This window comes from Massilia yuzhufengensis (assembly GCF_900112225.1).
GTDB classification, from domain to species: domain Bacteria; phylum Pseudomonadota; class Gammaproteobacteria; order Burkholderiales; family Burkholderiaceae_D; genus Telluria; species Telluria yuzhufengensis.
Window position 1 is genome coordinate 68,143 of record NZ_FOLD01000007.1, and the last position, 22,740, is coordinate 90,882.

Consider the following 22,740-nt stretch of genomic DNA (forward strand, 5'->3'; position numbering starts at 1 on the left):
GTCAACCGGCGACCTTACCCGGCGGGATCACGGTGAGCGCGAATCGGCTTTCCGGCGCGCCGCCGCGCGGAGATGGAAACGCAGCGGCCCTACCTCGCGCTTGGCAATGGCGCGCTTCGATGGGAAGACGTGGGCGCGCCGGTCGTCGGCGATGTTCGCGGCGCCGAAGTGCTGGAAGTCCCCGTCGCCGGCAAGGGCCACGCCGGCGGCGTCGAAGTGGGCATGGAAATGGCGCTGCCCCGGCTCGCTCGCCTCCAGCAAGGCGGACGAGACGACGACTTGGAGCGCCATGGCCGGCGCCGGCGCCAGCACGTGCTTGCCGAAGATGGGCGCGAGGTCGGCGTGGTCGCGGTCGAGGAAGGCCGATACCGGAACGCTGGACGTCGCATGCAGGCGCTGGCGTCCTGCGGCGTCGGGAAACGCGCGGCTGGTGTCGAGGAACAGCAATTTCCCCTTCGGCCAGGCCGGCGCCGTGTATTCGAAAAACAGCGGATCGGTCAGGAAGACCTGGAAGCCCATCCGGAGCGACGCGCCGGCCTCGGCAATATGGAGGCGCAGGCGTTGCACCGCTTTTGCGTCGCCGTAGGCCGCAATGCCGTCTTCCTGGGCCCGCAGCAGCAAGCCTGCCCTGCGCAGCATGTCGTGGCAGGCGGGAACCGGGACGATGCGCAAGGCGCGCAGTGTACCGTCGGCGAAAAACGCGTGGCCGAACGAGACCCGGAAGATCAGGCCATAAGACGAAGGCAGCTCATTTACCTTACGCATGATAAGCCTCGCTATTCAATGCCGACACTGTATTGCGGCGCCCGCCTGGGCGCATGCAATATAAAACCGAGGACATCAATGTTCTACATAATACGTCCCGGATAATGCCAAGGCTGCACTGGCCGGCGTGTTCCACATCGGGGAGCAGTGTATCGCCTCCCGCTCCCCTGGTCACAGGCCCGCGCCGGGCGTGATTCGCTGCGCATGCAGCTTGGTGTATTGCCAGGTCAGTCATTACAAGCACCGCTATTCAAGGTCCCACTCCGGATCAATCTATTCTTTATGCATTACCGCTTGTTCCCGGAACGTAATATGAGACTTTTCGGAAATACCGTCAACATAATATTGCCACTATTTTTTTACATGTAAAATGACGTGTAAAATACAATTTAACGGGCCAATTTAATCATATAAATATTATTATTACTTATAATATATTTTAATTAACCGCTCATTTGAATGACGCATTAAAAAAAGCCACCGCGGCAGCGCCGCGGTGGCTTTTTGTCTTGACTAAAACGGCTGTCGATCAGCGTCGCGCGTCGGCGCCGAATTCGTCCGGGCGCAGCCTGGACGCCAGCTTGTCCAGTACGCCGTTGACGTACTTGTGGCCGTCGATACCGCCGAAGGACTTGGTCAGCTCGACCGCTTCGTTGATGACGACGCGGTACGGCACTTCCGGGTGGTTCTTCAGCTCGTACGCGCCGAGCAGCAGCACGGCGTGCTCGATCGGCGACAGCTCGGCCACATTGCGGTCGATCAGCGGCGCGATGGTCTCGCGCAGCTCGACCGAGGTGCTGATGGTGCCGTTGAGCAGGTCGCCGAAGAATTCGCCATCGGCCTTCTCGAAGCCGTGGGCGCCGCGGATGTTGGCCACGACAGTGCGGGCCGGCTCATTGTTCAGCAGCCATTGGTACAGGCCCTGCAGCGCGAACTCGCGTGCGCGGTGGCGCGGCGTGCGGTTCTTGCTCGGGTTGGCGTGCGTGGTCTTGTCGTTCATGTGCTTGTTTCCTTATTCTTCTTCAGCCTGCAGTTCTTCCAGCGCGAACAGCAGGTTCGACATCTCGACCGCCACGCGCGCCGCGTCCAGGCCCTTTTCGGCCATGCGGGCTTCGGCCTGCTCGTCGTTCTCGGTGGTGAGAATGGCGTTGGCGACCGGGATGCCGTAGTCCAGGCCGATGCGGGTGATGCCGGCGCCCGATTCGTTGGCCACCAGCTCGAAGTGGTAGGTCTCGCCGCGGATCACCGCGCCCAGTGCGACCAGCGCGTCGAACTGCTGGGTTTCAGCCATTTTCTGCAGCGCCAGCGGCACTTCGAGCGCGCCCGGCACCGTGATGTGGAGGATGTCCTCGTCGGCCACGCCCAGGCGCTTGAGCTCGGCCAGGCAGGACGACAGCAGGCCGTGGCCCACGTCGGCGTTGAATCGTGCCTGCACGATACCGATACGCAGGCCTTCACCCGCCAGATTGCTTTCAAATGTTCCTACCGTCATGGCTGGCCTCTTCTTTTTTCGTGTGTGTATATAGTAGTGGGAATTCGCGACAGGCAGCGCGTCAAGCTTGTGCGGCCGGCTGCGGCAGGTAACCCGTGACTTCGAGGTCGAAACCGGTCATCGACGGCATCTTGCGCGGGTTGGCCAGCAGCTGCATCTTGCCCACGCCGAGTTCGCGCAGGATCTGGGCGCCGATGCCGTAGGTGCGCAGGTCCATCGAGGCGGCGCGGGCGCTCCTTGGGCTGGTGTCGCGCGGGGCGAACTGGGCGAACAGCTGATCGGCCGTCTCGCCGCAGTTCAGCAGCACGATCACGCCACTGTCGCCGGCCTGGATCGCCTTCATGGCCGAAGCCAGGTCCCAGGAGTGGGTCGAGGCGCAGTTGCCCAGCACGTCGAGGAGCGAGACCGGCTGGTGCACCCGCACCAGCGCTTCCCGCTCGCGCGCCAGGGCGCCGTGCACCAGCGCCAGGTGGGCCGCGCCGCTCGGCTTGTCGCGGAAGGCGACCAGCTTGAACTCGCCGTAAGGCGTGGACAACTGACGCTCGGCCACGCGCTCGACCAGGCTTTCGTTCTGGCTGCGGTAGTGGATCAGGTCGGCGATGGTGCCGATCTTGAGATTATGTTCCTTGGCGAATTCGATCAGGTCCGGCAGGCGCGCCATGGTGCCGTCTTCCTTGATGATCTCGCAGATCACCGAGGCCGGGGTCAGGCCCGCCATCGCGGTCAGGTCGCAACCGGCTTCGGTATGGCCGGCGCGCATCAGCACGCCGCCGTTCTGGGCGCGCAGCGGGAAGATGTGGCCCGGCTGCACCAGGTCGTCCGGGGTGGTGCCCTTGTTCACGGCCACCTGGATGGTGCGCGCGCGGTCGGCCGCCGAAATGCCGGTGGTCACACCCTCGGCCGCTTCGATCGACACCGTGAAGTTGGTGCCGAACGAGGTGCCATTCTTGGACGTCATCATCGGCAGCGCCAGCTCGTCGCAGCGCTCTTCGGTGAGCGTCAGGCAGACCAGGCCGCGCGCGTGGCGGATCATGAAGTTGATCGCTTCCGGGGTAACGAAGTCGGCGGCAAGCACCAGGTCGCCTTCGTTCTCGCGATCTTCTTCGTCGACAAGAATGACCATGCGCCCTGCGCGCAGTTCGGCAACGATTTCCTCGGTGCTTGAGATAGACATACGAATTCCTTGAAACGGGAGGGGTTTTGGCGTAATCCGTTATTTTAAAGGATTTACCGCCTTTCAACCGACTGAGGCCGCAGGATCCTTCCACAGCACGCCCCTGCCAATCCGTCAATGGCCGTTGCCTCATAGCAACATGCAACAATTCGCGTATATCTATGCGCCCGGAATTGTTAAGCTCAGCTTTCCGCACGCAACAGTACGGCGTGCCCACGCTTGACTCGATTATGATGAAGACATTGCGGCCGGTGATGCCGCCGAGGCTTTTCCCCGGCGACACCTGGCTATTCTCCGGAGTTGCCATGACGGTAGTTCCCCACCCTGGCAGCCACCCTGCGCCCTTCCATGGAAGCCGGTGCTGATGGCCACGATCCTGATCGTCGACGATCGGCCGAGCAACCGTGCCTTCCTCAATGCCCTCCTCGGTTTCACCGGCCACCTGCTGCTGGAAGCGGAAGACGGCGCCCAGGCGCTGGCGCTGGCGCGTACCCACCGGCCCGACCTGATCATCACCGACATCCTGATGCCCGTCATGGACGGCTACGAGCTGGTGCAGCAGGTGCGCCACGACCCCGACCTGCGCAGCACCCGCATCATCTTCTTCTCGGCCGTGTATGCCGAGCGCGAGACCCAGGCCATGGCGGCGCGCTGCGGCGTCGCCACCGTGCTGCCGAAACCGGCCGACGCCCAGCAGATCATGGACGCGGTCAACGCCGAACTGGGCGGCGCCGAGGGCGCCGCGCCCCAGCCCGGCCCGACCGCGCAGGAATGCGACCGCGCCCTGCCCTTCGACCTGTGCACCCGCCTGGGCGAACTGGAACGCATGTGCCTGGCCCTGATCGGCGAACGCCGCGTCGAGACCCTGGCCGCGTCCTTCCTCGATGCCGCGCGCCGCGTCCTGCGCGCCGACTGCGCCGCGGTTTGCCTGATCGACCGGGGCGAGCGCAGTGTGCGCCACCTCGACGCCTGGGCGCTCGACCCGGCGCTGCTGGCGCCCTATGCGCGCGACGAAGCGCGCCTGCCCGGCATGCTGCTGCGCGCCCGCGCGCCGCTGCGACTGGCCGGGGGCGACGCCCTGCTCGACCATCTGCCGCCCCGCCACCCAGGTCTGGGCAGCTTCCTCGGCCTGCAGGTGCACGACCTGCAGCACCCGCACGGCTGGCTGTACTGCGCGCGCCACCCGGGCGCCCCCGCCTTCACCGACGAGGAAGAGCGCTGGGCCACCGCGCTGGCCGCCCAGCTGGCGGTCGCCTATGAAAACCTGAACCTGTACGACGTGGTGCAGCGCCATGCTTCCCAGCTGCAGCTCGAGGCGCTGGCCCGGGCCGACGCCGACGCCGCGCTGCGCGAAAGCGAACACCGGCTGGAACTGGCGCGCCAGGTCTTCGACAGCACCCAGGAAGGCATCATGATGACCGATGCCGACGCCAATATCGTCGCGGTCAACCCGGCCTTCGAGCAAATTACCGGCTACCGCGAATCGGAAGTCATCGGCCTGAGCCCGCGCGTGCTGCGCTCCGGCCGCCACGACGCCACCTTCTACCGCGACATGTGGCATTGCCTGGAAAAAGACGGCCAGTGGCGCGGCGAGATCTGGAACCGCCGCAAGAACGGCGAAGTCTATCCGGAGCGCCTGAGCATCAGCGCGGTGCGCGACGAGGGCGGGCGCCTCACCGCCTACGTGTCGGTGTCCACCGACATGTCGGCGCTGAAAGCCGCGCACCACCAGCTGGATTTCTTGTCCAACCACGACGCCCTCACCCTGCTGCCGAATCGTTCGCTGTTCAACGACCGCCTGCAGCAGGCAATGGCGGCGGCGCGCCAGGGCGATGGCCAGCTCGCGCTGCTGCTGTTCAACGTGGACCGCCTGTCGCGCATCAACGACAGCCTGGGCCACGGCGCCGGCGACGCAGTGCTGCGCGAGGTGGCGCGCCGGGTCGGCGAAATCGCCGGCCCCACCGACACGCTGGCGCGCCTGTCCGGCGACGAATTCGTGCTGCTGCTGACCTCTTGCCGCGACAACGAAGACATCATCCTGGCCGCGCGCCGCCTGATCGACGCCATCGCCCAGCCGCACGAAGTGGGCGGGCACGACCTGGTGGTGACCGGCAGCGTCGGCATCAGCATCTTCCCGCGCGACGGCAATGCGCCGGGCGACCTGCTCAAGTCGGCCGACGCCGCCCTGACCGACATGAAGAAATCCGGCCGCAACGGCTTCCGCTTCTTCAAGGGCGAAATGAACGCCCAGGCGCTGCGCTGGCTGGCGCTGGAAACGCGCCTGCGCCGCGCCATCGAACGCGACGAGCTGGCCCTGCATTACCAGCCGCAGGTCTCGCGCATCGACGGCGCCGTGGTCGGCATGGAAGCGCTGCTGCGCTGGCACAGCGAAGAGATCGGCGCGGTGCCGCCGGGCGATTTCATCCCGCTGGCCGAGGATACCGGCCTGATCCATCCGATCGGCGAATGGGTGATCCGCCGGGCTTGCTTCCAGAACAAGGCCTGGCAAAACGCCGGCCTGCCGCCGGTGCGGGTCGCCGTCAACGTCTCGGCCAACCAGTTCAAGGCCGGCGCGGTGAGCGCGATCGTACGCAAGGCGCTGGCCGACAGCGGCTTGGCGCCGCGCTACCTGGAAGTGGAACTGACCGAAAGCGTGATGCTGGGCGACAGCGCCGCGGCCGAGGCGCAAATGGCCGAGCTGCGCGCCATGGGCGTGTCGCTGTCGCTGGACGACTTCGGCACCGGCTACTCGTCGCTCGGCTACCTGTCGCGCTTCCCGCTCGACAAGCTGAAGATCGACCAGACTTTTGTGCGCAACATCACCACCGAGCAGCGCAGCGCGGCGATCGCCCAGGCCACCATCGCGCTGGCCCAGGGCCTGTCGCTGTCGGTGGTGGCCGAAGGCGTGGAAACCATCGGCCAGCGCGACTTTCTCGGGCTGATCGGCTGCGACGTCATGCAGGGCTACCTGTACAGCCGGCCGGTACCGGCGCATGAGATGGCGCTTCTGTTGGCAAAAGGACGCGTCGCATTGTAGGGTGGCCAGCTCTGCTGGCCGCGCGTTCAGCCAGCACATGATCGGTCGCGTTCGTTCGTATTACATTTGAACGCGCGGCCGGCGAAGCCGGCCACCCTACGGTTGCCTGACTTCCTAAACGCAACAGACCTCGGCCGGCACGCGCGGTAGAATGCGTGCTCGTCCACAGAAATGGATCACCATGAGTAACAATTTCGTACGCGGCCTGTGCCTGGCCGCAGTACTGCTCGCGCAATCGCTGGCGCAGGTGGCAACGGCCGCCCTGCCGCTGGACGCGCCGATCCCGGTCGGCCCGCAGGTCAAGGTCGGCAAGCTGGCCAACGGCCTGACCTATTACATCCAGCGCAACGCCCGCCCGGAACGCAAGCTCGAGCTGCGCCTGGTGGTCAAGGCCGGCTCCATCCTCGAGGACGAGGACCAGCGCGGCCTGGCCCACTTCGTCGAGCACATGGCCTTCAACGGCTCGACCAATTTCCGCAAGCACGAGCTGGTGTCCTACCTGCAGACCATCGGCGTCGGCTTTGGCGCCGACCTGAACGCGTATACCGCGTTCGACGAAACCGTCTACATCCTGCCGATCCCGACCGACAAGCAGGAACACGTGGCCAAGGCCTTCCAGGTGCTGGAAGACTGGGCCCACGGCCTGAGCTTCGATGCGGAAGCGATCGACAAGGAACGCGGCATCGTGCTCGAAGAGCTGCGTCTTGGCAAAGGTGCATCGGACCGCATGAGCAAGCAGATCATGCCGGCGATCTTCAACGGCTCGAAATACGCCGAGCGCCTGCCGATCGGCACGGAAGAGGTGCTGAAGAACTTCAAGCCGGAAGCGCTGCAGCGCTTCTACCGCGACTGGTACCGTCCCGACCTGATGGCGGTGGTGGTGGTGGGCGACATCGACCCGAAACGCGCCGAACAACTGGTGAAGGCGCATTTCGCCCACCTCAAGAACCCGAAGCCGGTGCGCCCGCGCGCCTATGCCGAGATCCCGGCGCGCCAGGCAACCGAGGCGCTGGTCGTCACCGACCAGGAAGCGACCGGCAACGGCGTGCTGGTGCGCTACCCGGTGCAGCCGGTGGTCGAAGCCGGCACCATCCGCGCCTACCGCGACGACCTGGTGCAGTCGCTGTTCTCCGCCATGCTGAACCAGCGCCTGCAGGAACTGTCGCAGCTGCCGGAACCGCCCTTCATGGGCGCCAGCAGCTCGCTCGGCAAGCTGACTCCGCGTTACCGTTCGTACAACGCGTCGGCCGCCCTCGGCCCGCGCGGCGCAGAGGCCGCCCTGACCGCCCTGGTCGAGGAAAACGAGCGCGCGCGCCGCTTCGGCTTTGGCGCGGCGGAACTGGAACGCGTGAAGAAAAGCCTGATGCGCAACTACGAGCAGGCCTGGAACGAGCGCGCCAAGAGCGATTCCGGCACCTACGCCGCTGAATACATCCGTAACTTCCTGCAGCAGGAAACCATTCCGGGTATCGATACCGAATTTAAATACGTCAAGGAACTGGTGCCGGGCATTACCCTGGACGAAATGAACGCCTACGCGCGCCGCACCATTCCTGCGGACTCGGGCAAGCTGGTGCTGTACACGGGCGTGACCCGTCCCGAGACGCCCAAGGGCGAGGCGCTGCTCGCCGCCGTGGCCGCTGCCCAGCGCGCCGAACTGCAGCCGCGCGACGAGAAAGCCGTGGCCGCCCGCCTGATGGAGCGCCCGGCCAAGCCGGGCACGATCGTGCACGAGTCGCACGACAAGGCGCTTGGCCTTACCCACCTGCTGCTCTCGAACGGCATCAAGGTGATCCTGAAGCCGACCGACTTCCGCAACGACCAGGTGATGATGAGCGCCGCCCGCTTCGGCGGCCAGAGCCTGTTCAGCGATCAGGACATCCTCAATGCCCGTTTCGCCAACGCGATCGTGGCCAGCATGGGCGTGAAGGACTTCACGCCCCTCGACATGCGCAAGATCCTGGCCGGCAAGGCCGCGCAGGTGAACGTCGGCCTGGCCAACTACACCGACGTGGTGGTGGGCGCCTCCGGCGCGACCGACCTGGAGACCATGCTGCAGCTGACCTGGCTGAAGTTCACCGGCGTGCGCCGCGACGAAGACCTGTTCCGCTCCTATGTCGGCAAGCAGGCTGAACAGGCCCGCAACCAGGCCGCCCAGCCCGGGGCGCGCTTCGGCGACGCCGTGATGGCGGCCCTGTACAACAACCACCCGCGCGCACCGCGCACCTTGCGCCCGGAAGAGTACGAACAGATCGACCTCGACCGCAGCATCGACATCTTCCGCCAGCGCTTCTCCAGCGCCAAGGACCTGACCTTCGTGCTGGTCGGCAGCTTCGACCTGGCCGCCATCAAGCCGCTGCTGGCGACCTACCTCGGCACCCTGCCGACCCCGGACCTGCCGGTGGCCTTCCGCGACGTCGGCCTGCGCCCGGCCACGGGCGTGGTCAAGCGTGAAGTGCGCAGCGGCTCGGAGCCGAAGAGCACGATCTCGCTGACCTTCACCGGCCTGGCCGAATTCACCGAAGCCGAGCAGCTGCGCCTCTCGGCCTTGCTGGAAGTGGTCAACCTGCGCCTGATCGACGTGCTGCGCGAGAAGATGGCGCTGATTTATGGCGGCGGCGCGTCAGGCGTGCTGAGCAAGATCCCCTACGGGAACTACTCGATCGGCGTGACCCTGCCGACCGGGCCGGAGCACGTGGACAAGGTAATTGCCGCCACCTTCGAGGAAATCCACCGCCTGCAGGCCAACGGGCCGGAAGCGGCCGACCTGGAGAAAGTCAAGAGCAACTGGATCCAGAACCACCGCCGCTCGCTGCGCGAGAACGGTTACTGGCTGGGGCACCTGCAGACGGCGCTGAGCGAAGGCACCGACCCGGCGTCGATCCTGGCGGTGGAAAAGCAGGTGCAGGCCCTGAGCGCCGACGATATCCGCACCGCGGCGCGGCGTTATTTCAACGAGCAGAACTACGTGCAGGTGGTGTTGAACCCGGAAGCGCAGGCGGCGCAGACCGTGGCGGCATCGAACGCCAAAGCAGCTGTTCCAGGGGGTTGATGTCGTAGCGTGGGCGGGTCTCCCGCCCACGCGTTCAAACCGTCTTTGAAAATTTGGTCGCTAGTCGAACGTTGTTCGATCCTGGCCTGCGGGAGCATCAGCGACGGTCGCAATCGCGGCGAGCGCGGGCCGCAATCTCGGGCCAAATACTTCCTTCAGCTTCAGCAATCGCTGTATTGCCCAAGTATGCGCGACCTCACTATTTGCTTGAGCGTATTCGATAGTAGTCCCAGGTCTAACCAAGCCAATACGAACTGCCCGCCGCTCCGGCAAAGGTTCCCACGCCGCAGCTTCTCCGAGCTGCTGCTCGATCTGGATGCGTTGCTCATCAAGGATTCTAAATATGGCCTTGTTGCGCGACGCATCTTCGACGTCAATGTAGAGTTCAGCGCGCAATTCGCCCTTGGCTGTAAATGCAAGTCCGTAGGTAAAACCAGTAACGCCACTGCTGAACGCGTACCACGATTGTGCCTGCGCGATACGGGCGTTTGTAAAATAGTGCTTGTCACGAAGTTCGTCCATCAAGGGCTGGAAGAACGCGCGATAGGCGTTCATGCGGCTTGATACCTCAGGTCGCGCCGCGGCGTTCTTAGCCCATGCATTGGGAGAGGCGGCAAGGCGGAAGACCACGGCCGGCGGAGAGCTACCGATTCGTACCAATTCAAGAGCGATAGCGAAGAAGTCAACTGTTTCACGACTGTGTCGATTCAGGAAATCGATCGCTTCGCGGTGCTCTTCCCTCACGCCGGTGGAAATCCAGACAATGACGGCGGCATCCAGCCCAGCCGCATAGGTCACCAGTTGCCCCAGATGGGTATGGTCTGTTGACTCAAGCTGGTTCTCAATGATGACGCGCCGTCCGCTGCCATTTTCCTTGGCTTCGATATCGCAAGCGTAATTTCCGACGGGTGCCTCCATTTGCACCAGCTCTAAATCCAAACCGAGCGCCTCACCTAGCAAGCCCAAATTCTGTGCAAGCCACGGCGTAAAATCGCGCGCCTCCGACTGCCATACGGTGCGCGCGTTGACATGTTCGAGCTTTCCAAGTGCGATATCCATGTAGTACTTTATTGTTTATAGATCGTGTTGCATGTGGAGGCCGACGCAGTGACGGAGTTCGCACCATCGGATGGCGTTAGAGCCAGGTGGAACGGAGGTGGCCCGCAGTCGGAGTTTGAACGCGCGCGCAATCAGTTCTTGGCCGACAGCATGCGCTCGACGTAGCGCGCAATCAGGTCGATCTCCAGGTTCACTTTCGATCCCGCCTTCAGGTGCTTGAGCGTCGTCACCTCGATCGTGTGCGGGATCAGGTTGATCGAGAAGCGGCACACCCCGTCCAGGTCCTCGACCCGGTTCACGGTCAGCGACACGCCGTTGACGACGATCGATCCCTTGTAGGCCAGGAACTTCGCCAGCTCGCGCGGCGCGTCCACCACCAGCTCGAAGGATTCGCCCACCGGCACGAAGCGGTGCACCTCGCCCAGGCCATCCACGTGGCCGGACACCAAATGGCCGCCCAGGCGTTCGGCCAGGGTCAGCGCCTTCTCCAGGTTCACTTCCCCGGTCGCATCGAGCCCCACGGTCTTGCTCAGGCTTTCGCGCGACACGTCCACCGCGAACGAGCGCTCGGTCTTGGCCACCACGGTCATGCAGGCGCCGTTGATGGCGATCGAGTCGCCCAGGCCGACGTCGGCCAGCGGCAGCGGGCCGGCATCGATATCCAGGCGCACGCCCGCGAACGAGCCGCCCTCCAGTGGGGTGATCGAAGTGATGTTGCCGACGGCGGCGACGATTCCAGTAAACATGCTATTCCTTGAGTATTGAGTTCGGTGTCAATTGAGTCTTGCGAGGATGCGGATGTCGTCGCCGACCCGCGCCACGTCATGGAAGCGGAGCAGGCGCTTGTCCGCGAGCCGGGCCAGCGGCGGCAGCGCGAACATGCCCTGCCCCGGCCCGACCAGGCTGGGCGCCAGGTAGACGAGCAATTCGTCGACGCAGCCTTCGCGCAGCATCGACGCGTTCAGCTTGGCGCCGGCTTCCACGTGCACTTCGTTGATTTCGCGCCGGCCGAGTTCCCGCATCAGCGCCGGCAGGTCGACCTTGCCGTGCGCATTCGGCAGCACCATCACCTCGTGGCCGGCGGCGCGCAAGGCTTGCGCCTTTTCAGGATGCTCGGCGGCGGCGACGATCCAGCATGGTTCGCCCTGCAGGATGCGCGCATCGAGCGCAATCTCCAGCCGGCTGTCGACGATGACGCGGCGCGGTTGCAGCGGGGTGTCGATGCCGCGCACGTTCAGTTGCGGGTCGTCGGCCTTGACGGTGCCGATGCCGGTGACGATGGCCTGGGCGCGGGCGCGCCAGGCGTGGCCGTCGGCGCGCGCGTCCGGCCCCGTGATCCACTGGCTCTCGCCGTTCTCCAGCGCCGTGGCGCCGTCAAGGCTGGCCGCGAGCTTCAGCCGCACCCACGGCAAGCCGCGCCGCATGCGCGAGAAAAAGCCGATATTGAGTTCGCGCGCCGCCTCGGCCAGCAGGCCGGAACTGACCGCGATGCCGGCCGCCTCCAGCTGCGCCAGGCCGCGCCCGGCGACCAGGGGATTGGGGTCGGTCATGGCCGCCACCACGCGCCCCAGGCCGGCCTGCACCAGCGCGTTGGAGCACGGCGGCGTTCGCCCATAATGGCTGCAGGGTTCCAGCGTGACGTAGGCGGTGGCGCCGCGCACGTCGATGCCGCGCGTCTGCGCATCGCGCAGCGCCTGGATCTCGGCGTGGTCCTGGCCGGCCGGCTGCGTGTGGCCGGCACCGATCACGACGCCATCGCGCACGATCACGCAGCCGATGCGCGGGTTCGGCGCGGTGATGTACATGCCCTTTGCGGCCCATGCGAGGGCCAGCGCCATGCCGTCGGTATCGTTAAGGATTGTTACCCTGTCGTTTGCCACCGTGTGCTTCCGCTATTGGTTCCTAGGGCGGCGCCTCGGCGCCGTCGCAGCCCTCGTCGCGCGCCGGATTGCACAGCCGGACGCGCCCGAGCATGTTGATTTTAATACGCCGGATACCGGCGCCGTGAAACAGCGACAGCGTGCCGAGCCGGGACGCATTGCTGCTGGTGTCGCTGCAGCTGCGCCCGGCGCCATTGTAGGCGATGTACTGGGGCGGTGCAGACTGGGTAAAGGAAAAGTCGATCCGCACGCCGTCCGGCAGCGGGCCATGGACGGCCAGTACCTCGTCGCCGGGGCCGGGCACGCGGTCGCCATCGCGGTCGACGAATACGGTCCAGCCACGGGTCCAGTCGGCCCGGCCCGGCTCGGCCGGCATCAGCTTGACCCGTTCGCCCCGCGCGATCGCCTGGGCCCGGGTGTGGGCGATGGCGCCCAGCAGCTCGCTCGATGCGGTCCTGAGCTGCTGGGCGCTGACCAGGGCGTGCAGGTCCGGCGCCGCCACCGACAAGGCCACCGCCGCAATGCCGAGCACCACGACCAGCTCGGCCAGGGTGGCGCCGTGGTGGCGCATGCGCCTCATGGCCAGCAGCGCGGCGCCCTGCCGCTGGCGCCCTGCGCACCGGTGCTGTCGAAGCTCAGCACGCCGCAGTCGGGGTCGCTGAAGCCGGCGTCGACATTCGCGGTGCCCGGCTGGGCGCGCAGTTCGATGCACTGGCTGATGTCCTGGCCCTCGCAGGCGCGGCCGTCGAGCTCGTAGGCGCTGCCGCCGGCCTCGGAACCCAGCCACCAGCGGAACTGGCGGCTGTCGGCGTCGGTCGAGCTTGACGAGAAGGCGACATAGGTGTGGTGGCGGGCGCGGTACTGTTCCTGCCGCTGCATCGCATCGACCAGCGCCAGCTGCGCTTCGACGCGCCGGATCCGGGTCACATGGCCCGCGTAGCCCGGGTAGGCGATGGCTGCCAGGATCGAGATGATCGCCAGCACCACCAGCACTTCGACCAGGGTGAATCCACGGCGCGGTGTCATTGCCGCCCCGTTCCGGCCGACACGCTGCTGGACGCCACGGTGTCATGCCAGTTGCCGATCTCGCGCCAGCCGACGCGCACACCCGGGCCGCCCGGCGTGCCCGGCGCCGCCCCGGCCGGGAGCAGCTTGCGGTAGTAGGCCTGCACACCCACCTGCGTCGTGCCCGCGCTGCCGAAGCCCAGCGCGGTGACGCGGTACAGCAGCGCGCCCGCCGGCGACGGCATCAGCTCGATCAGGTAGCGCGGCGCCTGCGCCGCCAGCGCGCCCTCCCCGGCCGGTACCTGCGCGCCGGTGAAGGCGCCGAGCGCGACACCCGGCCCCTCGTCGTCGGCCAGCGCGGCGGCGATATCCCCGAAGCCGGGCGCCTGGACACACAGGCCGTCGTAGGGCGCACCGCCCGCGCAGCCGTCGGCAAACGCGGCCGGGCTGGCGCTGGCCAGCGCCGCGGCGCGCGCGGACGCCGGGTCGGCGCCGCCTTCGATGTCGTGCTCGGCGTCGGCCAGCGCGGCCATGGCGCCATGCAAGGCGAGCATCCGGTCGCGTTCGTGCCCGGCGGCCCTGGCGCCGCCGATGGCGCTGCGCGCAGCGGCGATCCCGGTCATGAGCACGGCCAGCATCAGCACCAGCGCGGCCAGCAGGGCCACGCCTGCCTGCTGGCGGCGATAGGGAGCAGCTGCCATGCCGGCCTCAGTGGCTGCGCGCCGGCAGCGCGATGGTGGTGCCGAACACCTTGCGGTAGCGCGGCAGCTCGCTGCCGGACAGGTCGGCTTCGTCCAGGCGCGTGCCGGCGTCGTCCTCGCCGGCCATGTCGCCGTAGTCGCGCCCGAACAGGTCGTAGCTGGCGTCCTGCGCGGTTTGCAGCCGGCTGGCCGGCCCGTGCAGCAGCAGCGCCACGCGCACGCTGGCGACCTTCTTCCAGTGCGTGCGGCGCCGCAGGTCGGCGTCGCGTTCGGCCGCCGTAGCGCCGGCCAGCGCCAGCCCGGCGTCCAGCCCGGCCAGCGCGGAAGCGTTGACGTAGCGCTCGGGCGTGCCGTCGGTGTCGGCGTCCAGGCCGTACAGCACCTGGAAGCCGTCGACCGCGCCGATCACCGCGTCGGCCGACCAGGCGCCCGTGCCGCGGTACTTGCAACGCAGTTCGACCTCGCCCTGCGGGTTGCGGGCGACATAGAAAATGCTCCAGCCCTCTTCGTCGCGGTGGACGGTAAAGCCGGCGCAATCGAGCGTGGTGCCGTCGCCGGACGGCGGCATGCCGGTGCCGGGAAAGCGCACCGCCAGCACGTCGCTGCCGTGGATGGCGTTGGCGGGCGCATTGTCGATGGCAAAGCCGGTGCGGTCCACGCCGCGCGCGTCCAGCCCGGCCAGCTGGGCCGGCGCGGCCGGATCGGGCCCGCCGCTGTTGCGCTCCCAATCGACCGACGCCGATTGGCGTACGGCGCGCGCGATGACTTCCAAGGCGTAGCGTCCGGCGTCGTCCATGGCGGCGGTTTCGACCTGCGCGGCAAAGGCCCGGTTGGCCCAGATGAACAGGCTGCCCGCCGCCAGCAGCACGCCCAGGCCGATGGTCATGGCGACCAGCAGCTCGGCGATCGTCATGCCGCGCTGCCGCCTCATTGGAGCACCCCGACATAGGCGGGCGCGTCGCCTTCTCCCTGCCAGCCGAGTTTCACGACCGGCAGCGCGCCGGCCGCGCCATCGCAGCTCCAGCGGTAGCGCCGGACCGCGCTGTCCCAGGGCGAGCCGTCGCGGCACACTTCGATGCGCCCGCGCGGGAACTGCGCGTGCAGCGCCTGGCGCATTTCGTACAGATCGAATTCGGCCAGCTGGGCCGGCGTGCAGGACGTGCCGCCGAAGCACAGCGCCGGTGCGGACGGCATGCCGCCGGCGGCGTCGTAGCTGAAGGTAAGGTAGGGGTTGCTGGCATCGGGCAGCCGCGACACCGAGGGGTTGACCTGCATGCGCGCGGCCAGCGAGGCCGCCAGCTGGGCCGCTTCGGAGATCAGCGCCGACTGCTGGCGCGTGCGCTCTGCCGTCAGCTGCGTGGCTCCGGCGCCGACCACGCCGACGGCCAGCACGAACAGGGCGACCAGCACTTCGACCAGGGTGAAGCCATGCATTCGCGCGCGCACCGGGGACTCCTTTCGACAGCGTTCAGACAGCGAGCTGCGAAGTTATCAGGCGCGCATCTGCCTGCCATGAGCTGGCGCAATCGTGTTCTGGGAGCTAACGGGAGGAAATTACGTGCGGATTACTTGCGCGGATGGCCGACTTCGGCCAGCGCTTCCTGGAACTCGGCCAGGTCTTCGAAGTTCTTGTAGACGGAGGCGAAGCGGATGTAGGCGATCTTGTCGAGGCGCTTAAGTTCCTGCATCACCAGCTCGCCCACATAGCCGGTGTCGACCTCGCGGCGGCCGCTGGTGAGGAGCTTTTCTTCGATGGTGGCGACGGCGGTGTCGATCGCCTCGGCCGCGACCGGGCGCTTGCGCAAGGCCAGCATCAGGCTGCCGCGCAGTTTGCTGGACGCGAACTCGGTGCGGCTGCCGTTCTTCTTGACGATGATCGGCATCGACAGCTCGATGCGTTCGTAGGTAGTAAAACGCTTGTCGCACTTCGAGCAGCGCCGGCGCCGGCGAATGGCGTCCCCTTCCTCGGACACGCGCGTGTCGAGGACCTGGGTATCTTCATTCTGGCAGAACGGACATTTCATGGCGCCGGGTGCTCGAATGGGGCCGCAACAACGCGGCCCCGGGTTGGCTTACTTGGCGTAGACCGGGTACTTGTCGGTCAGGACCTTGACTTCCGCCTTCACGCGCTCGATGGTGGCAGCGTCGTGCGGGTTATCCAGCACGTCGGCGATCAGGTGGCCGACCTTGACAGCGTCTTCTTCCTTGAAGCCGCGGGTGGTGAAGGCCGGGCTGCCCAGGCGGATGCCCGAGGTGACGAACGGTTTCTGCGGATCGTTCGGGATGCCGTTCTTGTTGCAGGTCATGTGCGCCAGGCCGAGGATGGCTTCCGCTTCCTTGCCGGTCAGGTTTTTCGCGCGCAGGTCAACCAGCATCACGTGCGATTCGGTACGGCCCGACACGATGCGCAGGCCGCGCTCGGTGAGGGTATTGGCCAGCGCCGCGGCGTTTTTCACGACCTGCTGCTGGTAGGCCTTGAACTCCGGCGCCAGCGCTTCTTTAAACGCCACGGCCTTGCCGGCGATGACGTGCATCAGCGGACCGCCCTGGATGCCCGGGAAGATCGCCGAATTGATCTGCTTCTCGAACTCGGCCTTCATCAGGATGATGCCGCCGCGCGGGCCGCGCAGCGATTTGTGGGTGGTCGAGGTGACGAAGTCGGCGTGCGGCACCGGGTTCGGGTATTCGCCCGCGGCGATCAGGCCGGCGTAGTGGGCCATGTCGACCATGAAGTAGGCGCCGACTTCCTTGGCGATCTTGGCGAAGCGCTCGAAATCGATGCGCAGTGCAAACGCCGATGCGCCGGCGATGATCATCTTCGGCTTGTGTTCGCGGGCCAGGCGTTCCATCGCCTCGTAGTCGATGTCTTCCTGCTCGGTCAGGCCATAGGACACGACGTTGAACCATTTGCCCGACATGTTCAGTGCCATGCCGTGGGTCAGGTGGCCGCCTTCGGCCAGCGACATGCCCATGATGGTGTCGCCGGGTTTGAGCATGGCGAAGAACACGCCCTGGTTCGCTTGCGAGCCGGAGTTCGGCTGCACGTTGGCCGCTTCCGCGCCGAACAGTTGCTTGAGGCGGTCGATCGCCAGCTGCTCGGCGACGTCGACGTATTCGCAGCCGCCGTAGTAGCGCTTGCCTGGATAGCCTTCAGCATACTTGTTGGTCAGCTGCGAGCCCTGCGCTTCCATGACGGCCGGCGAGGTGTAGTTCTCGGATGCGATCAGTTCGATGTGGTCTTGCTGGCGAACGTTTTCCTTCTGAATCGCATCCCACAATTCCGGGTCGACATTGGCGAGCGTGTGATCTTTTGCAAACATGTAAAACTCCAATCGAGAGAAATACCAGGCAACGGGCAGCGTTGAATTCGGGCAGGGCCGGCGGGCACAAGGCAGCAGCACGGCCACGCGAGACAACGCGTACCAGTCGATGGCTGCCCAGGCGAACGGCGAGTGACATCTCACGTTCCCCGGTGGGACCCCACCTTTACCGGGCGCAGGCACAAAGTGCGCGCACGGTGTTTCGCCAGTCACGTGAGACGTAATTGACTCCAGATTGTATGTGATCTGCCCCTTTTAGGGCAAGGAAACTGCTGTCTTCCTTGCAAGCCTGGCCGTCCCTGCAGGAGGATGGTCATTTCGGCTACAATTTTGAGTTCCTCCGCCACCAGGACACATCCATGATCGTCTTCATCACTGGCGCATCCGCCGGCTTCGGCGCCGCGATGGCGCGCACCTTCGTCCGCAACGGCCACAAGGCCATCCTCGCCGCCCGCCGCACCGACCGCATCGCCGACCTCGCCAAGGAACTGGGCGATTCCGCGCTTGCCGTGACGCTGGACGTCACCAGCCGCGCCTCCATCGACGCGGCCCTGGCCGGCCTGCCGGAAGGCTGGCGCGACATCGACGTGCTGGTCAATAACGCCGGCCTGGCGCTGAACACCCTGCCGGCCCACGAAGTGCCGCTGGACGATTGGGACACCATGATCGCCACCAATTGCCAGGGCCTGGTGACGATGACCCGCGCCGTCCTGCCGGGCATGGTGGCGCGCGGCAGCGGGCTGGTGATCAACCTGGGCTCGGTGGCCGGCCACTACCCTTACCCGGGTGGCAATGTGTACGGCGCCACCAAGGCATTCGTGGAGCAGTTCACGCTCAACCTGCGCGCCGACCTGGTCGGCACCGGGGTGCGCGCCACCAACCTGGCGCCGGGGCTGTGCGGCGGGACGGAATTCTCGAACGTGCGCTTCCATGGCGACGATGCCGCGGCAGCCAAGGTATACGAAGGCACGGTGCCGCTGACGGCGGAAGATATCGCCAACACGGCCTACTGGATCGCGACGCTGCCGGCGCACATCAACGTGAACAGTATCGAGCTGATGCCGACCTGCCAGGGCTTCAGCCCGTTTACCATCAAACGGTCGTGAATCGTAGGGTGGACGGCTTCGCCGTCCGCGCGTTCAACCAGTGCGTGCTGAACGGCGGTACATATTCAGCAACCTGTTGAACGCGCGGCCGGCAGAGCCGGCCACCCTACGCAACAGCCAAGTTGACTATTTGTATCGGACGCTCGGCAATTGTTAGAAAGTGTTACAGTTATTGGCCTTTCGGCCATGTTTCACGTCTACTACGGCCACATCGTAGTGCCTTGTCGAGAGGCACGTCCGCCCTTTTCCGCCCCTTATGTTCGCAAGCGTACATAAGGGCGGTAAAAATCGCGTAAAATGTTTCCTATTTACATTTAATGGCAGGGGAAATGCCTTCAGCTTTTGACTGGACAGTCAGGGTCTATTACGAAGATACCGACGCCGGTGGCATCGTGTTTTACGCCAATTACCTGAAATTCTTTGAACGTGCGCGTACCGAATGGCTGCGCGCGGCCGGCGTGGGCCAGCAGGAACTGCTCGACGCCGACGGCGCCGCCTTCGTCGTCAAGAGCGCTTCCCTCGATTACCACGCGCCGGCCCGTCTCGACGACGTGCTGACCATTCGCACCACGGTCGAAAAACTCGGCCGCGCGTCGGTCCAATTCTCCCAGCAGGCGTGGAAGGATGAGCTGCTGCTGACCAGCGCCAGCGTGAAGGTCGGCTGCGTCGATATCGCGACGATGCGCCCACGTTCGCTCCCCGAGGACGCTGCTGATAAAATGCGCGCCGCATAGTGCAACTGAATAATTAGACAATAGACAGCTACCGATGACCGTCACCCACGACCTTTCGTTTATTACCCTCATCAGCAATGCGCACATCCTGGTCAAGCTGATCATGGCCTTGCTGCTGATCCTGTCGTTGACGAGCTGGACCTATATCTTCCGCAAGGTGTTCGCCCTGCGCAATGCGCGTGCCCAGACCGAGCAGTTCGAACGCAGCTTCTGGGCTGGCGGCAACCTGCACACCCTGCACCAGAGCGCCAGCAGCCAGCGCGAACAGAACGGCCCCCTGGCCCGCATCTTCGAAGCCGGCATGGGCGAATTCATCAAGGGCAAGCAGGCCGCGCGCGATGCCGCCGACATGGCGCCCACCCTCGACGGCGCCCGCCGCGCCATGCGCGCCGCCTTCCAGCGCGAACTCGACGCCCTCGACATCCACCTGAACTTCCTGGCCTCGGTCGGCTCGGTCTCGCCCTACATCGGCCTGCTGGGCACCGTGTGGGGCATCATGAACGCCTTCCTGGGCCTGGCCAACGTGCAGCAGGCCACCCTGGCCGTGGTCGCTCCCGGCATCGCCGAAGCGCTGATCGCCACCGCGATCGGCCTGTTCGCCGCGATTCCCGCGGTGGTCGCGTACAACCGCTTCACCCACGACATCGACCGCCTGGCGATCCGCTTCGAGAGCTTCGTCGAGGAATTCTCGAACATCCTGCAGCGCCAGGCGCGCTAAGCGACGGAGACCGAGATGGCCTTTTCCAGCAGCCTGCGCAGCGGACGCAAACGCAGTTTCAAAGCCGAGATCAACGTCGTGCCCTACATCGACGTGATGCTGGTGCTGCTCATCATCTTCATGGCGGTGCCGGCCAACGAAGCGCCGAGCGTGGTCAACCTGCCGAGCGCCGAGAAGTCGACGCTGCCGCCGGACACCTATATCCAGATTTCGATCCAGCCCGAAAACAAGCTGTCGATCGGCGTCGGCGGCAAGCAGAAGGTCGCCTCGGAAGACGTGGCCGACCGCACCGCCCTGCTGGCGCGCCTGCGCGCCCTGCACGAGGAAAACCCGGACTACCCGGTCTTGATTGCGGGCGACCGCGACAGCAAATACGACGATGTGATCCAGCTGATTTCGGAAGCGAAGAAAATGGGCATCAACCGGGTGGGACTGGCCACCAAGTGACGCGCCCTGTGAGATTGACCCCATGCCAGCCATGACGCCAGCCACTGCCAGTGGCGCGCCCTACAGCGTGCCGCCAGAACCGAGCCGCCTGCCAGCTTTCTTGCTGGCAGTGGCTGCGCACGCCGTGTTGCTGGGCTTCCTGTGGTTTGGCGTAAGCTGGAACAACACCGAGCCGGTGGCTGTGGAAGCCGAAGTGTGGGACATGTCGGTGCAAACCGCCGCCGCCCCGCCACTGCCGCCACCGCCCGCCCCGGAACCGGAGCCTGAACCGGCCCCGACGCCGCCGCAGCGCGTGGTCGAACCGCCACCGGTGGAGCGCCCTGTTCCAAAGGCGCCGGACATCAACCTGCAGCGCGAAAAAGAGCGCAAGGAAAAGCTGCTCAAGGAAGAAGAGCGCAAGCGCGAGATCGTGGAAAAACGCGAGCGCGACGAAGCCAAGAAAAAAGAGCTCGCCGAGAAGAAAAAGAAAGACGACGAACTGAAGGCCAAGGAACTGGCCAAGAAGGAAGCCGACGACAAGAAGAAGGCCGACAAGCTCGCGGCCGAGAAAAAGGTCGCCGCCGACAAGGCTGCCAAGGACAAGGCCGCGAAGGCCGAAGACGCCAAGCTGGCCAAGATTCGCGCCGACGCCCTCAAGCAAATGACTGGCGCCATGGGCACCAGCGGCACCGCCGAGAAATCGACCGGTCCGCGCGCCGACGCCGGCTATGTCGCCGCCATCACTGCCGCCATCAAGAGCGCCACCGCCTATGGCGGCAGCACCACGATGCCGGGCAACCCGAAGGCCGTGTTCAAGGTCGACCAGCTCCCGACCGGCGAAATCATGTCGGTGCGCCTGGTGAAAAGCAGCGGTGTGCCTGAGTTTGACAGAGCAGTGGAAAATGGTATTAAAAAGGCATCGCCGCTACCGAAAAAGAAGGACGGCACGGTGGAACGCACGCTCGACGTCAATTTCTCGATGAAAGACTACGACTGATTCGCTTATGAAAAAAATCCATTACTTGCTGTTCAGCGCCACCCTGCTGGCAGGCAGCGCGGCCCAGGCCCAGATCAAGGTTGAAATCGCCGGTGTCGGCAGCAACCAGATCCCAGTCGCGGTCGCCGCCTTCGCCGACGAATCGATCGCCCCCGACCAGGTATCGGCCATCATCCGCGCCGACCTGGAACGCAGCGGCGTATTCAAGGTCATCGACGCCGGCCAGGTGATCAGCGACAGCGCCAGCCCCGACCTGGCCGCCTTCAGGGCGCGCGGCGCCGATGCGCTGGTGGTCGGCAGCGTCACCAGGCAGCCGGACGGCCGCTTCGCCGTGCGCTACAAATTGCACGACACTGTCAAGAACGCGGAAATCTCGCAAATGGGCGGCGAAGTCCAGCCCAAGTACACCCGCCTGCAGGCCCACCGCATCGCCGACGATGTCTATGAAAAGCTGACCGGCACCCGCGGCATCTTCTCGACCCGCATCGCCTACGTCAAGGAAGACCGCGCCGCGCGCAACTACACGCTGGCCGTGGCCGACGCCGACGGCGAGAACGAAATCATCGCCGCCCGCGGCCGCGAACCGATCATCTCGCCGGCCTGGTCGCCGGACGGCACCAAGGTGGCCTACGTCTCGATGGAAGACCGTAAACCCGTGGTCTACCTGCAAGACCTGATGACCGGCCGCCGCAACGTGATCTCGAATGTGAAGGGCAACAACTCGGCGCCCTCGTGGTCGCCGGACGGCCGCACCCTGGCCGTCGCGCTGTCGAAGGACGGCAATACCGAGGTATACACCGTCAATTCAGACGGCACCGGCCACCGCCGCCTGACCAACAGCCCGTCGATCGACACCGAACCGCAATTCTCGGCCGACGGCCAGACCATTTACTTCACCAGCGACCGCAGCGGCGGTCCGCAGGTCTACAAGATGAGCGTCTCGGGCGGCAATCCGACCCGCGTGACCTTCAACGGCAACTACAACATCAGCCCGCGCGTGTCGTCCGACGGCAAGACCCTGGCCTGGATTTCCCAGCGCAGCGGCGGCTATTCCCTTTACGCGATGGACCTGGCCAGCGGCCAGGAACTGCGCCTGGCCGACGGGGCCACCGAACCGAGTTTTTCGCCTAACGGCAAGTACATCATGTATGCGACCAAGGGCGGCGGGCGTGTCTCGCTGGCCGTGGTCTCGGTGGATGGACGGGTGAAGCAGCGCTTGACCACCAAAGCGGGAAACATTCGGGAGCCCAGCTGGGGTCCCTTCATGAAGTAAA

At 65.6% G+C, this 22,740-nt stretch carries 22 protein-coding genes and 1 riboswitch; of the genes, 8 read left to right on the forward strand and 14 right to left on the reverse strand.

What is annotated here, in order from left to right:
• Nucleotides 1-27: 27 nt before the first annotated feature.
• The 4 genes from BM031_RS08305 to ribBA all read right to left on the reverse strand — a co-directional run bounded on the left by BM031_RS08305 (nt 28) and on the right by ribBA (nt 3,431).
• Nucleotides 28-765: a hypothetical protein gene (locus tag BM031_RS08305; RefSeq protein WP_091873711.1), complete on the reverse strand. Its 738-nt coding sequence runs from the start codon at nt 763-765 to the stop codon at nt 28-30.
• A gap of 529 nt (nt 766-1,294) precedes the next feature.
• Entirely contained in the window at nt 1,295-1,765 is a 471-nt protein-coding gene (nusB, locus tag BM031_RS08310) for a transcription antitermination factor NusB (RefSeq protein ID WP_091873714.1), read from the reverse strand.
• A gap of 12 nt (nt 1,766-1,777) precedes the next feature.
• Entirely contained in the window at nt 1,778-2,257 is a 480-nt protein-coding gene (gene ribH / locus BM031_RS08315; RefSeq protein ID WP_091873717.1) for a 6,7-dimethyl-8-ribityllumazine synthase, read from the reverse strand.
• 61 nt (nt 2,258-2,318) lie between these two features.
• Entirely contained in the window at nt 2,319-3,431 is a 1,113-nt protein-coding gene (ribBA, locus tag BM031_RS08320; protein ID WP_091873719.1) for a bifunctional 3,4-dihydroxy-2-butanone-4-phosphate synthase/GTP cyclohydrolase II, read from the reverse strand.
• A 364-nt stretch (nt 3,432-3,795) separates the two neighbouring features.
• Here ribBA and BM031_RS08325 point away from each other — a divergent pair, with 364 nt between their 5' ends.
• Together BM031_RS08325 and BM031_RS08330 are read left to right on the forward strand one after the other, a co-directional pair.
• On the forward strand, nt 3,796-6,468 hold the full coding sequence (locus tag BM031_RS08325) for a two-component system response regulator (protein WP_091873722.1): 2,673 nt from the start codon (nt 3,796-3,798) through the stop codon (nt 6,466-6,468).
• Nucleotides 6,469-6,649: 181 nt separating this feature from the next.
• The gene (locus BM031_RS08330; RefSeq protein WP_091873723.1) at nt 6,650-9,520 is read left to right on the forward strand and encodes a M16 family metallopeptidase; all 2,871 of its coding nucleotides are present in this window, start codon (nt 6,650-6,652) and stop codon (nt 9,518-9,520) included.
• A gap of 60 nt (nt 9,521-9,580) precedes the next feature.
• Here BM031_RS08330 and BM031_RS08335 read toward each other — a convergent pair whose 3' ends face one another.
• From BM031_RS08335 to glyA, 10 genes are all read right to left on the reverse strand, one after another.
• Nucleotides 9,581-10,579, reverse strand: coding sequence for a DUF4268 domain-containing protein (locus tag BM031_RS08335; RefSeq protein ID WP_091873726.1), 999 nt, complete (start codon nt 10,577-10,579; stop codon nt 9,581-9,583).
• Between the two features lie 131 nt (nt 10,580-10,710).
• The gene (locus BM031_RS08340) at nt 10,711-11,325 is read right to left on the reverse strand and encodes a riboflavin synthase (protein ID WP_091873729.1); all 615 of its coding nucleotides are present in this window, start codon (nt 11,323-11,325) and stop codon (nt 10,711-10,713) included.
• Between the two features lie 27 nt (nt 11,326-11,352).
• The gene (ribD, locus tag BM031_RS08345; RefSeq protein ID WP_091873731.1) at nt 11,353-12,417 is read right to left on the reverse strand and encodes a bifunctional diaminohydroxyphosphoribosylaminopyrimidine deaminase/5-amino-6-(5-phosphoribosylamino)uracil reductase RibD; all 1,065 of its coding nucleotides are present in this window, start codon (nt 12,415-12,417) and stop codon (nt 11,353-11,355) included.
• Between the two features lie 64 nt (nt 12,418-12,481).
• A complete protein-coding gene (locus tag BM031_RS08350) occupies nt 12,482-13,030 on the reverse strand; it encodes a GspH/FimT family pseudopilin (RefSeq protein WP_307186214.1) in 549 nt (182 codons plus the stop codon).
• A 5-nt stretch (nt 13,031-13,035) separates the two neighbouring features.
• Nucleotides 13,036-13,485 carry a type IV pilin protein gene (locus tag BM031_RS08355; protein WP_091873736.1) on the reverse strand — a complete coding sequence of 150 codons (450 nt, stop codon included), beginning with the start codon at nt 13,483-13,485 and terminating at the stop codon, nt 13,036-13,038.
• On the reverse strand, nt 13,482-14,165 hold the full coding sequence (locus BM031_RS08360) for a pilus assembly PilX family protein (RefSeq protein WP_229408709.1): 684 nt from the start codon (nt 14,163-14,165) through the stop codon (nt 13,482-13,484). Before BM031_RS08360 ends, BM031_RS08355 begins: the two co-directional genes overlap by 4 nt.
• Nucleotides 14,166-14,172: 7 nt before the next feature.
• Nucleotides 14,173-15,078 carry a PilW family protein gene (locus BM031_RS08365; protein ID WP_229408711.1) on the reverse strand — a complete coding sequence of 302 codons (906 nt, stop codon included), beginning with the start codon at nt 15,076-15,078 and terminating at the stop codon, nt 14,173-14,175.
• A 14-nt stretch (nt 15,079-15,092) separates the two neighbouring features.
• On the reverse strand, nt 15,093-15,611 hold the full coding sequence (pilV, locus tag BM031_RS08370; protein ID WP_229408718.1) for a type IV pilus modification protein PilV: 519 nt from the start codon (nt 15,609-15,611) through the stop codon (nt 15,093-15,095).
• Between the two features lie 119 nt (nt 15,612-15,730).
• Nucleotides 15,731-16,189, reverse strand: a complete 459-nt coding sequence (gene nrdR / locus BM031_RS08375; protein ID WP_091873742.1) for a transcriptional regulator NrdR — start codon at nt 16,187-16,189, stop codon at nt 15,731-15,733.
• Between the two features lie 48 nt (nt 16,190-16,237).
• Nucleotides 16,238-17,485 carry a serine hydroxymethyltransferase gene (glyA, locus tag BM031_RS08380; RefSeq protein ID WP_091873745.1) on the reverse strand — a complete coding sequence of 416 codons (1,248 nt, stop codon included), beginning with the start codon at nt 17,483-17,485 and terminating at the stop codon, nt 16,238-16,240.
• 108 nt (nt 17,486-17,593) lie between these two features.
• A riboswitch (ZMP/ZTP riboswitch) is annotated at nt 17,594-17,708 on the reverse strand.
• Nucleotides 17,709-17,844: 136 nt separating this feature from the next.
• On the opposite strand from glyA, the gene BM031_RS08385 reads away from it, so the two are divergent.
• From BM031_RS08385 to tolB, 6 genes are all read left to right on the forward strand, one after another.
• Nucleotides 17,845-18,591: an SDR family oxidoreductase gene (locus BM031_RS08385; RefSeq protein ID WP_091873983.1), complete on the forward strand. Its 747-nt coding sequence runs from the start codon at nt 17,845-17,847 to the stop codon at nt 18,589-18,591.
• A gap of 329 nt (nt 18,592-18,920) precedes the next feature.
• Nucleotides 18,921-19,325, forward strand: coding sequence for a tol-pal system-associated acyl-CoA thioesterase (ybgC, locus tag BM031_RS08390; RefSeq protein WP_091873748.1), 405 nt, complete (start codon nt 18,921-18,923; stop codon nt 19,323-19,325).
• 34 nt (nt 19,326-19,359) lie between these two features.
• Nucleotides 19,360-20,043, forward strand: a complete 684-nt coding sequence (tolQ, locus tag BM031_RS08395; protein ID WP_091873750.1) for a protein TolQ — start codon at nt 19,360-19,362, stop codon at nt 20,041-20,043.
• A gap of 15 nt (nt 20,044-20,058) precedes the next feature.
• On the forward strand, nt 20,059-20,490 hold the full coding sequence (locus tag BM031_RS08400) for a biopolymer transporter ExbD (protein ID WP_091873753.1): 432 nt from the start codon (nt 20,059-20,061) through the stop codon (nt 20,488-20,490).
• A gap of 31 nt (nt 20,491-20,521) precedes the next feature.
• Entirely contained in the window at nt 20,522-21,466 is a 945-nt protein-coding gene (tolA, locus tag BM031_RS08405; protein ID WP_091873755.1) for a cell envelope integrity protein TolA, read from the forward strand.
• A 7-nt stretch (nt 21,467-21,473) separates the two neighbouring features.
• Nucleotides 21,474-22,739: a Tol-Pal system beta propeller repeat protein TolB gene (tolB, locus tag BM031_RS08410; RefSeq protein ID WP_091873758.1), complete on the forward strand. Its 1,266-nt coding sequence runs from the start codon at nt 21,474-21,476 to the stop codon at nt 22,737-22,739.
• Nucleotide 22,740: the final 1 nt, after the last annotated feature.

Coding starts and splice junctions, on each gene's coding strand:
- BM031_RS08305 (WP_091873711.1), bottom strand. CDS start 765: ATGCGTAAGGTAAATGAGCTGCCTTCGTCTTATGGCCTGATCTTCCGG.
- nusB (WP_091873714.1), bottom strand. CDS start 1,765: ATGAACGACAAGACCACGCACGCCAACCCGAGCAAGAACCGCACGCCG.
- ribH (WP_091873717.1), bottom strand. CDS start 2,257: ATGACGGTAGGAACATTTGAAAGCAATCTGGCGGGTGAAGGCCTGCGT.
- ribBA (WP_091873719.1), bottom strand. CDS start 3,431: ATGTCTATCTCAAGCACCGAGGAAATCGTTGCCGAACTGCGCGCAGGG.
- BM031_RS08325 (WP_091873722.1), top strand. CDS start 3,796: ATGGCCACGATCCTGATCGTCGACGATCGGCCGAGCAACCGTGCCTTC.
- BM031_RS08330 (WP_091873723.1), top strand. CDS start 6,650: ATGAGTAACAATTTCGTACGCGGCCTGTGCCTGGCCGCAGTACTGCTC.
- BM031_RS08335 (WP_091873726.1), bottom strand. CDS start 10,579: ATGGATATCGCACTTGGAAAGCTCGAACATGTCAACGCGCGCACCGTA.
- BM031_RS08340 (WP_091873729.1), bottom strand. CDS start 11,325: ATGTTTACTGGAATCGTCGCCGCCGTCGGCAACATCACTTCGATCACC.
- ribD (WP_091873731.1), bottom strand. CDS start 12,417: ATGGCGCTGGCCCTCGCATGGGCCGCAAAGGGCATGTACATCACCGCG.
- BM031_RS08350 (WP_307186214.1), bottom strand. CDS start 13,030: ATGCGCCACCACGGCGCCACCCTGGCCGAGCTGGTCGTGGTGCTCGGC.
- BM031_RS08355 (WP_091873736.1), bottom strand. CDS start 13,485: ATGACACCGCGCCGTGGATTCACCCTGGTCGAAGTGCTGGTGGTGCTG.
- BM031_RS08360 (WP_229408709.1), bottom strand. CDS start 14,165: ATGGCAGCTGCTCCCTATCGCCGCCAGCAGGCAGGCGTGGCCCTGCTG.
- BM031_RS08365 (WP_229408711.1), bottom strand. CDS start 15,078: ATGACGATCGCCGAGCTGCTGGTCGCCATGACCATCGGCCTGGGCGTG.
- nrdR (WP_091873742.1), bottom strand. CDS start 16,189: ATGAAATGTCCGTTCTGCCAGAATGAAGATACCCAGGTCCTCGACACG.
- glyA (WP_091873745.1), bottom strand. CDS start 17,485: ATGTTTGCAAAAGATCACACGCTCGCCAATGTCGACCCGGAATTGTGG.
- BM031_RS08385 (WP_091873983.1), top strand. CDS start 17,845: ATGATCGTCTTCATCACTGGCGCATCCGCCGGCTTCGGCGCCGCGATG.
- ybgC (WP_091873748.1), top strand. CDS start 18,921: ATGCCTTCAGCTTTTGACTGGACAGTCAGGGTCTATTACGAAGATACC.
- tolQ (WP_091873750.1), top strand. CDS start 19,360: ATGACCGTCACCCACGACCTTTCGTTTATTACCCTCATCAGCAATGCG.
- BM031_RS08400 (WP_091873753.1), top strand. CDS start 20,059: ATGGCCTTTTCCAGCAGCCTGCGCAGCGGACGCAAACGCAGTTTCAAA.
- tolA (WP_091873755.1), top strand. CDS start 20,522: ATGACGCCAGCCACTGCCAGTGGCGCGCCCTACAGCGTGCCGCCAGAA.
- tolB (WP_091873758.1), top strand. CDS start 21,474: ATGAAAAAAATCCATTACTTGCTGTTCAGCGCCACCCTGCTGGCAGGC.